The organism is Candidatus Magnetobacterium casense (genome assembly GCF_019173545.1).
In the GTDB taxonomy this organism is placed as follows: domain Bacteria; phylum Nitrospirota; class Thermodesulfovibrionia; order Thermodesulfovibrionales; family Magnetobacteriaceae; genus Magnetobacterium; species Magnetobacterium cryptolimnobacter.
In genome coordinates, this window is sequence record NZ_JABXWD010000358.1 from 1 (window position 1) to 3456 (window position 3456).

2 protein-coding genes are annotated in these 3456 nt (G+C 48.7%); both read left to right on the forward strand.

The window, feature by feature from the left end:
* Window positions 1–397: 397 nt before the first annotated feature.
* Window positions 398–673, forward strand: a complete 276-nt coding sequence (locus tag HWQ67_RS14755) for a FeoA family protein (protein ID WP_218253454.1) — start codon at window positions 398–400, stop codon at window positions 671–673.
* Window positions 673–2877, forward strand: a complete 2205-nt coding sequence (gene feoB, locus HWQ67_RS14760; RefSeq protein ID WP_218253455.1) for a ferrous iron transport protein B — start codon at window positions 673–675, stop codon at window positions 2875–2877. The genes HWQ67_RS14755 and feoB overlap by 1 nt, the downstream gene beginning before the upstream one ends.
* Window positions 2878–3456: the final 579 nt, after the last annotated feature.

Sequence of the window (3456 nt, forward strand, 5' to 3'; positions counted from 1 at the left end):
AAGAAAGAAAGGGGCGGTTTGTGACAGGGGCGGGTGCGACCCGCTGCGGGAAAATCGTGCCCCACCCCCTCCGCCCCCCTTCAGAACCCCCCGCAAGGGGAGGGGCGAGCCGCCCCTGGCACGAAGAAGTCCCCTTGACCCCATAAGGCTGGTGATGTTATACATGTTTATGCTCCCTTGCTTACCTGCACTGTACCATCCGTGAGGATGAGGATATCCGGTAACTATACTTTCTTTATGTGTTCAACAAAAAAACGATTGACAAGTATAAAAGTTTATGTTACGCTTAAGCAATTGATAACGGTTATCATTATTATTATCAACGCAGAACCGAAAAAATAAACCGCCCGCTGTATACAGCGGTAATAAATATAAAAACAACAAAGGAGCAACAAACATGGAAACAGCACTGACAGAGAGGACAATGACACTACCATTAGGCTCTTTGAAGAAGGGGGAACGGGCAGAAATAGTTGATTCACATGTGAGAAAACAAACAGTTGCCAAAACAAGCAACTCCGGCAGAGTACAGGAACTTGGCGTACGCACAGGGAAGGTCGTTGAGATGCTTAATAATGCCGGTGGAGGACCTATCCTTTTTAAGGTCGATGACACAAGGATTGCATTGGCAAGGGCATTGGCCATGGACATCACCGTAAAGAGAATGGCCTGATGTTCGAGGCCACTTTACATAAACCCACCTCAGTGGGAAAGACCATAACGGTAGCGGTGGCCGGAAACCCTAATGCCGGGAAGTCTACGTTGATTAATGCCATTGCAGGCACGAGGCTCCATGTAGGAAATTGGGCTGGTGTTACTGTGGAAAAAAAGGAGGCTACTTTTAATTTCCAGCAGAGGGACATAAGGTTGGTTGACCTGCCTGGCACGTACAGTTTGACTCCATATTCGCAGGAAGAGATCATTGCCAGGGATTTTCTCACCAGGGAAAAGCCTGATTGCATCATAGACGTTGTAGATGCAACGAACCTGGAGCGCAACCTCAATCTGACTATCCAGCTCATGGAGCTTGACATACCTGTTGTCATAGCCATGAACATCTATGATGAGGCTACAAAGCGAGGGGACAGAATAGACACAGAGAAGATGGCACATATGCTTGGCGTTGCGGTCATCCCCACTGTGGCAAAAAAGAAGGTGGGCGTGGACAAGCTCCTGGCGGCCGTAGTTGCGGCAGTCGATGACCACAGCAGCAGACCAAAGCGTCTCACCTTAAGTAGTGACATTGATGCAGCCGCAGGCTATTTGCAGGATAAAATCCTGACCCTTCATCCGGAGGCGGCAGGGAAATACCCCCTCACGTGGTTGCCCTATAAGCTGATGGAGTCAGATGCCGTCATAATCGGGGAGTTCAGGTCCCTGGCTGTAGACGGCCTTGTAGCGCAGGCCACGGAGCATATCAGGGGTGCCCACGGGGAAAATGTGGCCAAGGTATTGGCTGACGCACGATACTCTTTAGCCGCAGGTCTCACACGTGAGATACTTGCAAAGCCGGACACTATCAATGTCGAACTAACCGAAAAGATAGACAGCGTGGCGTTAAATAAGCTCCTTGGCATACCTCTGTTTCTATTTGCCATGTGGTTGATGTTCAAGTTAACATTCGACCTGTCATCCCCATTCTCAGATTGGTTAAACACTGTTATAAGCGGTCCGCTCACCAGATGGGTAACGGTTTTGCTGACCCTGGCAGGCGCTCCGCAATGGTGTGTATCGCTCACGACAGAAGGCGTCATTGGGGGAGTGGGGATTGTTTTTATGTTTTTCCCTATTATCTTTTCCATGATGTTTTTTATCACCTTCTTAGAGGGGAGCGGGTATATGGCCAGGGCCGCCTTTGTCATGGACGGTGTAATGCACACGCTGGGGCTTCACGGAAAGTCCTTCATCCCAATGCTCCTGGGGTTTGGCTGTAACGTCCCTGCCATCTACGCTACAAGAACCCTGGAAAGTGAAAAAGATAAAATCCTCACGGCCCTGCTCATACCCCTTACGTCATGCAGTGCAAGACTGCCTGTGTACGTGCTCTTTGTGGGTATCTTTTTCGATACGCATTCGGGGACAGTCCTGTGGTCGCTGTATGTGCTTGGCATTGTGCTTGCCGTGCTGATGGGAAATATCTTTAAAAACACGCTCTTTAAAGGTGAACAGCCTATGTTTATAATGGAACTGCCCCCATACAGGTTGCCATCGCTACATAACTTGATGATACATAGCTGGGAGAAGGCAAAACATTTTATCATAAAGGCCGGCACCTATATATTTGCCATGTCCGTGCTTGTGTGGTTTTTGTTTAACCTCCCCTGGGGTGTACAGAGCAAGAGGGACTCCTACCTCGGAAGGGCTGGGCAGGCTCTGACTCCAATCTTTGAACCCCTTGGATTTGGCGAGTGGGAGGCTGTATCGTCCCTGATAACCGGGGTAATAGCAAAAGAGATCATTGTCTCTACTATGGGCGAGATATACGCAAACGAGAATACCCATAAAGAGATGGACAAAGATATCTCCTTTGCTGATGACGTCAGACAAGTCTTCGTATCTTTTTTTCAGGCAGGCAAGGAATCGCTCTCAAATTTGTTTTCGACCTTCAACATAGCAAGCATTGCATCCAAGACTGAAGGAGATGAGGACAAACAGTTACAAGCTTCCATACGAACGGCATTTAGTCCCTTAAGCGCCTATGCCTTTATGGCCTTTGTTCTGCTGTATATGCCCTGTATGGTGACTGCCGTAGCTTTTAAGCACGAATTTGGTACGTGGAAGTGGTTTGGTGTTGCCCTTGTGTATGGGGTTGCACTGGCTTGGGTTGTGGCATTGCTCATCTACCAAACAGGTACGTTCCTAAAAATAGGGGGCTAAGGTGGGATATTGGGATGCTTTGCTCGCCGGGCTAATCGTACTCGGTTCGCTTTTCATACTATACAGATCGCTTTGGAAAAAACATGGTCACTGCCATGATTGCTCAACTTCCGGCAAATGTAGCAATAAGGAAAAGTAATGTTTCACGAAACGTTTCAGGGCAAAGATACATTCTACAGACACCTGATTTCTCTGCTTAACTACCGCATTGATGACCATTATGTCCGCTGCCTGTTTGGGCCTTTCACCGTCCGTAAAATTGCCTTGAGGGCATCTGCAATGTTGAGAGGGGACACCGCCACATGTCAGAGAGCTGGACAAACACCATAGCAGATTTCGATTGGATTACATACAAAACACACGGCATTTTTTACGGGGTCAAGGGGACTTCTTCGTGGCCGGGGCGCCTCGCCCCTCCCTTTGCAGGGGGTTCTGAAGGGGGCCAGGAGCGCATTGAGCCGGGGGGCGCTGCCCATAGGTGTTAAGCTAAGAATGCAATCCTGCCAATAAAGCCATTCTTTGTGGAGAATCCCTCCTCTAACCACTGTAGGTGTTAAGCTAAAAAAAAACTTCAAAAAA

Excerpts from the sequence above, each read along its gene's own strand:
- HWQ67_RS14755 (WP_218253454.1), top strand. The coding sequence starts at position 398 with ATGGAAACAGCACTGACAGAGAGGACAATGACACTACCATTAGGCTCT.
- feoB (WP_218253455.1), top strand. The coding sequence starts at position 673 with ATGTTCGAGGCCACTTTACATAAACCCACCTCAGTGGGAAAGACCATA.